The following is a 7534-nucleotide window of genomic DNA, read 5'->3' on the forward strand; positions in this document are numbered from 1 at the left end:
GAACGCCACCCAGCTCACCCAGTCGTGGTGGCCTTTGAGAATGATGCGGGTCTTGCCGGTGGCCACATCCCACAGCCGTACCGTTCTGTCTTCGCTGGCGGTGGCGAGGGTACGCCCGTCCGGGCTGAACGCCACTGACCACACAGGACCTCTGTGGCCTTTGAGGATGATGCGGGTCTTGCCGGTAGCCGTGTCCCGAAGCTGTGCGGTGCGGTCAATGCTGCCGGTGGCGAGTGTGCGACCGTCGGGGCTGAAGGCCACCGAATATACCTCACGCGTATGGACGACCAGACGCCGACGCAACGGAAAGGAGACAGCCGCAGCATTCCGCAAACTCGCAAGGGCTTCGGGAGTATGACTCGTGCGGTAGGCGTGGATAGCCAGCAAAGAGGCCAGGTCAGGGTTTTTATCGAAGAGTGTGTTTGATTCCTCGGCGAGTTGCCGGGACTGGCTGGCTTGCCGTTCAGCCACTGCCGTCTGCCGTTGCCACAGGGCACCTCCTGCGGCGCCGAGTGCGACTACCAGTAGCGAAGCGAGGATGCCGTTAAGGCGCCTGCTATGCCGGATAGCAGCCTGCTGGCGTTGCTTGCTGGCGGTCAAGAAGGCTGCAATGTCGGCTGGCAGTCGGCGTTGCCGTGACCACTCCAAGCCCTCGGCGAGTGCACTTCCTCCGAGCAGGTCTCCGGGATCGGCTGTGGCAGTCCAGCGGGCGTGCCGTTCACGGGTGTTGTCCAGCCAGTCCTGGAAACGGTGGTCCTGGCTGACCCACTCGCGCAATACGCCCCAGTCACGGATGAGTGCGTCATGTACCAGTTCGGCCACCGGCTCTCCCGAAGGAGCCTCGGCACCACTTGGAGAAGCGCGGAGCGTCTGGGTCGTCATGATGCGGTGGCGTGTGAGGGTGGCCATGACCTCGTCGACGGCTTGGCCACCGTCCGGTGCACCGCCAGGGGCAGCGCCCAGGTCACGTAGTTCGTGGAGCGGGACCTGTGCACGTACGGCGGCGACGTTTCGGCTGGGTTCAGCTGGGTGGACTAGGGACGTCAAGATCCGGCGGGCGATGAGGCGTTGCTCGGGGGACAGCTCGTTGAGCGCGCTGTCGCACCAGGTGGTCAGGCTTCCGCTTACCGCTCCGATGCGGCGGTAGGCAGTGTGGGTGACGTACCCGTCCTGCCGTCGAAGCCACAGTTGGTTGAGCGTCATTTCCAGCAAGGGCAGGACGGTCACGGGCGCCTGGCGTGACGCGGCTGCCTCGGGGGTGATGGTGAGAACGTCGGTGATGATCTGTTCCGGTAGTCCTGGCTGGAAGTGGAGTCCCACGTCCTGGGCGGGCAGGGTAATGATGTCGTGCAGGTCTGCCTGACTCAGGGTGCCCGGCACATTGAGCAGTCCTGGCATCGCGGCTTCCAGCAGCTTGGGCGCCAGGGCCGCGAGCTGGGGGTAGAAGTCGTCCCGCATCACGAGGAGCATGCTGAGCGCGGCGTCGCTTTGAGTCGTCGCAGTGATCTGGTCCGCGGCGGCCAGGCGGCGTTGCTGCGGGCCGTTGGCAGGCTGGGTAAAGAGCTCTTCGAACTGATCGATGACCAGCAGGACACGCTGACAACCAGGATTGGCCGCGAGTTTACGGGTGACCGCCTTGGCGATCCCTTCGGCGGAGGCCCCAGGCAGCCCAGAACGCTCGATCTCAGTGAGCAGGTCCTGCCCGGGGCGGGCGAGGACCGACAGCCACCGGTCGCTGCCCGGCAACGCGCCCGCGGCCAGCGCACGCAGGACACCGGCCTGGATCAGAGATGACTTACCCGAACCGGAGGGCCCCAGCAGCAGTGCCAGTCGTCGCTGTCCCGCCAGATTGGCAACGACCTGTCGCACCGCGTCCTTGCGGCCTTCGAACCATCGGGCCTGCTCCGCAGTGAACGGCTCCAGCCCCCGGTACGGGCACACCTCCCGCAAAACCAGTCCCGGCACAATCTCCCGCAATACCTGCATCGGAATGGCGTAGGCGATCCCCTGCCCCCGCTCGTACGCGTCAGGGGCAGTGATCTCGGTCAGCATGCCGATGTCCAGGCCGGTCACCTCATCGAGCACAGGACCGCCGCTGAAACCGGTCGTGAGGTCGTTGGCGGAAGTCAACTGAAGAAGCGCGCCCTGGCCCGCGGAGGCCGGCAGGAGATCGCCGATCACACCGAAACCGAAGTGTCCCTCCGGACGGGCCTGGGCGGGAAACCCGAATGACCGCACGTGATGGCCCCGGCAACCCACCGCGGAGCCCAACGGTAGAACCTTCCCCATTGATGTATCGCTCAGCCGGACGACGGCCACGTCCCCGTCCTCCGGAGCACGCCACAGATCATCCGAGACCTCGCCCTCGACCTGGTGCGCACCTTCCACATGCGGGAAGGTCACCTGCACCTTCGCACCGGGGCTGCCCCCTGCAGCCCGGATGACGTGCGCACAGGTGACCAAGAGACCATCGGACACCAGGAATCCAGCTCCGACCACCTTGCCGTCCTGTCCCAGAATCTGTGACACAGCAGCGAGCAGATCCGGCACGGTCCCGCTGCCCGGCGTGTCAGCGCTCTCCACGGCTCAGCCCTCACTCTGATCTATCTGAGGATGATCGCCGGCGCCCTTCTTCCACGACAGGGTCACCTTCAAATGGCAACTGGCTTGACTCCGAGTGATCACAGCCCCGGCCTCAACGGCGAGATCGATACCGAACTCAACCGTTATCTCGTCAGGACTGGCCCTTCGCAATTGAACGAGTGCAGCGTGCGCCGTCTCCGTCACCGGTTCCAGAGCCTGTTGCAGAGTCACCGGCAGCTCGTGGATAGCATCGCCAATGCGACCGGCCTTCACCGGCCCTCCCAACGCAGCTGCTGACGCCTCGACCAGGACGGACCCCCCGCCCTCCAACGGAACTCGAATCAGAGGCGCCATGCTGCCTCCCCACCTGTCACGCTCACTACTGGCGAACGGGGCGTTCTGAAGCCCAGAGCTCTTGCTGCGAGTCGCATCGTCTTGGATCGACCCGAGACGAAAGTGCAGCTGTTGCAGTAATACACCTATCAGAAATTCTTGGTAGCCCACGAAACAACGCTAGCCGAATGGGGTTGCGCCGTAAGCTGCACCAAAGTGAAAGCTTCGGTTTCATCGTTCAGATTTTGACGGATTCCTCCACACTCTTTCTTCCAGTGTGTCATTCTTAGGCAGCCCCGGCATCTTGGAAACGATGTGCTGCGGGGTGTTAGTGGTTGGTTGTGTGGTACTGGTGGTATGTCGGGTGGTTCTGGCGTTTATGGGTTCTACTGGTAAACACCGGAAATGCGGCCCTCGTATTTGAAGGAACAGGCCGCGTGCGCAACCTGTCCCACGTCCGCCTCTTCGCCAGCTCGCCGCGATCGACCCCGACTGGAACCCCGGCGTCACCGGGGTGAGCGATGGGCAACGCACCTACGCCGCTGTGGCCGGACTCACGCAAGCGGGCACGTCGTCACGTAACACAACCGCGATCATGCCCCCCATCAGCCAGTCTCGCGCACCGCTACCTGCGAGTACCTGGCCAGAAAGCACGCCAGGGCGTCTTCTGCCGCTGTTCCACGCGATCGAGCAAGCCCGCGGTGAGCACGCCTACTGCCCGCCCAACCAGCAGCCTGGCTACCGACGACGCCCCGCTCGGCCCGCTGCTCCGGTCTGGCTTACGCCGACGTCCTGCGCCGTCTGACGTCGATGCGACCAGCCTTGGACGCTGTTGCGCGGCGCTCTGGAGGGACCTTCGTCCGGCGGGCTGAGGGCGTCGTGGAGGGGCTGGGCCGAGGCCATCCTTTGTACGCACTCCGCACGCTATACCAGCGTTCTGGGGTACGCAGTACGTGCAGGTTCGGTCCAGCGCATGCCGATGGCGGACAGCTGTTCCACCCGCTCCGTTGACAGGGACGTGGCTCTGGAGCGCTGGTTCCCGACCCATGCTCCTAGTCGCACATGGTGTTCCTCCGCCTCCGCCTCCTCCGCCTTCACACCCTCGCGGCCGCCGTTCTCACCACCGCCGATGATGATGGTCTCGATGTGGCTCCTCGGGACTCGCAGGTGCCCTTCGCGCTGGTAGTACTGGGTGGCGGCGGTGAGGTTGAGGGCCCATTTGTCGGCCTGGCTGCGTCGTGGCACAGGTTTCTCGTTCTCGCCCGCGGGCTCGATTCCGATTACCTGCTCGCACAGCCACTGCTGCGCGCCGGTGAGCTTGTCCCAGCCGAGGCGGACGGAGCGCACCCACCGCCCCAGATCTTCGCCCTGGTGCACGACGTCGCCCGGCTCCGTGGGCAGCTGGCCGCCGGCCTGGAGGTGCTGCCTGAGGAGGTGGAAGCAGCGTTGCCATTCCACCGGCCAGACCGGGCACCAAGAAGGGTCGATGTCCTCCAGCTGCTCGCGCCGCTCCTGCGAAAGCGCGCCGGCTGCCGAGCCCACCGGCAGGCCCTCGGCGCGCCGCTGCTCGTTCACCGCTGCTCGCCGGGCGGCGGTCCGGGCGTTCTTCAGAAAGATCCCTACGTGGTAGCCCTTGTAGGTGGCGTCGGTCGGGGCCAGGAGGTGGCCTGCTTCGGCGGCCCAGCCGCGGGCGGCGGCGAGTCCTTCTTCCCAGGCGACGTCGTAGTGCGACCAGATCATGCCGAGCTTCTCCAGCTGGACAACCCGGTCGGCGTCCATGTCACCGCGGGCGTAGAACCGGCGAGCGTCGGCGATCCACTGCCCGAGCGGGAAGGCGGCGAGCGTGGCCGGCCATCCTTCGGCTTCCGTCTCTTGGTCGTCCTTGGCAGGTACGCGGAACGTGAACGGGACCTTCAGGTCGCCGTGGAGCCGTTGGTACAGGGAGGCGGCTTCGATGCCGCGCCGCCAGTGTGCGTGTTCGGGGTTGAGCACGCGCAGGTTGATGAACGCGGCCAGCTGTGCGGGGTCGCGGGGTGTGGAGAACTTCAGCAGTTCCCGGGCCGGCACGGAGAGTCGGTCGCTTCGGTCGCTGCCTGCTCCCTCCTCTGCCGCCCCGTTGCGGCTCTGTACGCCTCTGACACGGCTTGGCGCCTGGGGCTCGGCCAGTGCCTCCACGACGCGGGCGTCGTGCGCTCTGAGCGCTTCCAGCAGCTTGGCCAGGCCACCGAAGGCCCGCGAAGTCAGCATGTTGTCGACTGTCTCCCCGGGCCCGAGCAGGACAGGGACGACCAGTGAGGCGACCTTGCCCTCGCCAGGGCGGATGCGCAGGGCGCGTCCGACGGCTTGGACGAGGTCGGGCATGGAGCCGCGGACGTCGGCGAAGTAGACGGAGTCGCATTCGCGGGTGTCGACGCCCTCGCCGAGCACCCGCACCGAGCCCAGGAAGCTCTTCTCCACGACCGTGCCGTCCGCGGCGATCCCGGCCGCAAACTCCCCGAGCACTCGACGCCGGTGGGCCGGCCTGTGGTCGCCGCACAGCCAGTTCGCCCAGATCGTGCGCGGGTACAACTCGGGCTCCGCGGCGTACAGTCGCTGCGCGACGTCGGGAAGGCCGGCCGCGAACGCCTCGGCCTCCTTCACGAGGTGGTGGAAGACGAGCGTGCGCCTACAGCCCTCCTCCGAGGACGCCTTGAGCAGCGCGGTCTGGAGGGCTGCGAGCCGGGCCCCGCGAACCTCGTCCGAGCGCCCCTCAGCGCCCAGGAGCTGCGCGGCCTGGAGCTGTGTGTCGGTGATGTCCAGGCACACCACCTGGTAGGGGGCACAGATGCCCCTGTCCACGGCGTCCGAGAGCGTCAGGGTGAAACACCTGGTGCCGAACGGCGAAGCCGGGTCGCCCTCCATCGACGCGACCAGTTCGCCCGGCACGCCCGGCGCGGCTTCGGAGTCGTCGTCGAGTTGCCACAGCCTCGGGGTGGCGGTCATGTACAGCCGGCGCAGCGCCGGGATCCGGGTGTTGTCGTGGACGACCGCCCAGGGCTTGCCGATCCGGCCCGAGGTCCGGTGGGCCTCATCGACCACGATCAGGTCCCAGCCCGGTAGGCCGGCCTTGTGGGCCCGCTCCAGGGTGCCGAGACCGAGCGAGGCGTAGGTAGCGAACACGGTGACCTTGTCGAACGGCCGCACCCAGGCGACCAGCTCCTGCACATCCGTGGTGTTGGGAAAGGACGCCTCCTCACCGCGCAGGGAGGACACCCCGATCATCGGGCCCGTCCGGCCTCCCTCGCGCCACGCGGCCTGGGTCTGGGCCAGCAGATCGAGGGAGGGAACGAGCACCAGGACGCGTCCTGCTCGGAGCTCCTCGGCGCTGTGTACGGCGACGAGGGTCTTACCTGATCCGGTCGCCATGATCACCTGTGTCCGCAGTCCCCGCTCGGGCATAGTCGATCCTGCAGGCAATTCAAGGGCCCGCAGTACCGCGTCTACTGCTTCTCGCTGGTGGGGGCGGAGTTCCTTCACTGCCATATCGACCGGCTTTCTGCTTCTGTCAGAGTGCGGTGCAACCTCGTGAACTGCCCTAGTACAGCCGGGCATTGACCCATCGTGACTGCGAGGGGTCCGGGACCGTCGCGGGGGACAGATAGCGAGGTCTGACGCAGACCGCGACTTCAGGCACCTCCGCTGGTGGTGGCTCACTATTCCAGAGTCTATCGTTTACAAAGAATGAAGCACAGCAATGCGAACAGACAGCAAGCAGCGTGATAGTTTCCCGTCGCGGGGGCCCTTCTGCCGTCCGTAATCCGCATCGAACGAGAGTGGCCCGCGGGCCTCGGGAGACAGGTAGGCGCCGACTGTGACTGCCGAGTGGTATGTCCTCATCGAGGAGGACATCCGAACGACGGAGCGCCCTGACGGCGTGGAGCTCAGACTGCACCGGTGGATGCTGGTGGGCACCTATCACATTGGCCAGGATGAGGCGGAAGCGGTGGCGGCGGCCGAGGATGCGGCCCTGAACTACATGCCGGGGGTGCTGGCCCGGCATGCGCGGCCGGGAGACGAGCCGGCCCGGCATGCGTTCCTTGCTCAAGACGGCGCGTGGGTGGTGCTTGTGAGGCAGCGGCAGCGTGAGTGCCATATACGGGTGACCGTGGCTCGGCTCATGCACTCGCAGGAAGAGAAGGAAGCACCACCGAAAAGCCTGAAGGAGAAATTCCGTAGCGCCTTGGAGGGGTCACCGCCTCTCCCGAAGCCCTGGGCGCCACCGAAGCAACGCGAGCAAGGCTGAACCGGCCACCCCCGCCTCTCTCGTAGCCAGCTGGGCCCGCGTGAGCGGGCCTGCGGTCCTGGAGGCGCAGCCGGAAGGACCGTCAGGCGGGGGAGCGCAGCGGACCCGCCGGCCAGGCTGGAGCGAAGCGAAAGCCTGGTAGCGGGACGCAGTCCCGCCGGTCCGGTAGCGCAGCGAACGGACCGCGCAACCCTGTTGCGCAGCAACAGGGTTGCGGGGGGGGGGGAGTCCCCCCCCCCCAACCCCCCCAACCCGAGACGAAAACCCCCCCCCAAACACAGAGGGGCAACTTTCCCCTACACCGCAAACTTGTCCTCCCCCCCCCCGCTAACCAAA

The 7534-nt window shown here is 66.5% G+C and carries 4 protein-coding genes; 1 reads left to right on the forward strand and 3 read right to left on the reverse strand.

Annotation, left to right across the window (positions count from 1 at the left end; all coding sequences use genetic code 11):
* The 3 genes from ACZ4VF_RS37460 to ACZ4VF_RS37470 all read right to left on the reverse strand — a co-directional run.
* Nucleotides 1-2583, reverse strand: a 2583-nt coding sequence (locus tag ACZ4VF_RS37460; protein WP_467931662.1) for an nSTAND1 domain-containing NTPase, incomplete at its 3' end; no start/stop codon positions are given.
* Nucleotides 2584-2586: 3 nt separating this feature from the next.
* Nucleotides 2587-2937 carry a CU044_2847 family protein gene (locus ACZ4VF_RS37465; RefSeq protein ID WP_467931664.1) on the reverse strand — a complete coding sequence of 117 codons (351 nt, stop codon included), beginning with the start codon at nucleotides 2935-2937 and terminating at the stop codon, nucleotides 2587-2589.
* Between the two features lie 903 nt (nucleotides 2938-3840).
* Nucleotides 3841-6438, reverse strand: a complete 2598-nt coding sequence (locus ACZ4VF_RS37470; RefSeq protein ID WP_467931665.1) for a helicase associated domain-containing protein — start codon at nucleotides 6436-6438, stop codon at nucleotides 3841-3843.
* Nucleotides 6439-6766: 328 nt separating this feature from the next.
* Between ACZ4VF_RS37470 and ACZ4VF_RS37475 the strand changes: the two genes are divergently transcribed.
* Nucleotides 6767-7198 carry a hypothetical protein gene (locus ACZ4VF_RS37475; RefSeq protein ID WP_467931666.1) on the forward strand — a complete coding sequence of 144 codons (432 nt, stop codon included), beginning with the start codon at nucleotides 6767-6769 and terminating at the stop codon, nucleotides 7196-7198.
* Nucleotides 7199-7534: the final 336 nt, after the last annotated feature.

The organism is Streptomyces sp. NPDC029151 (assembly GCF_055564315.1).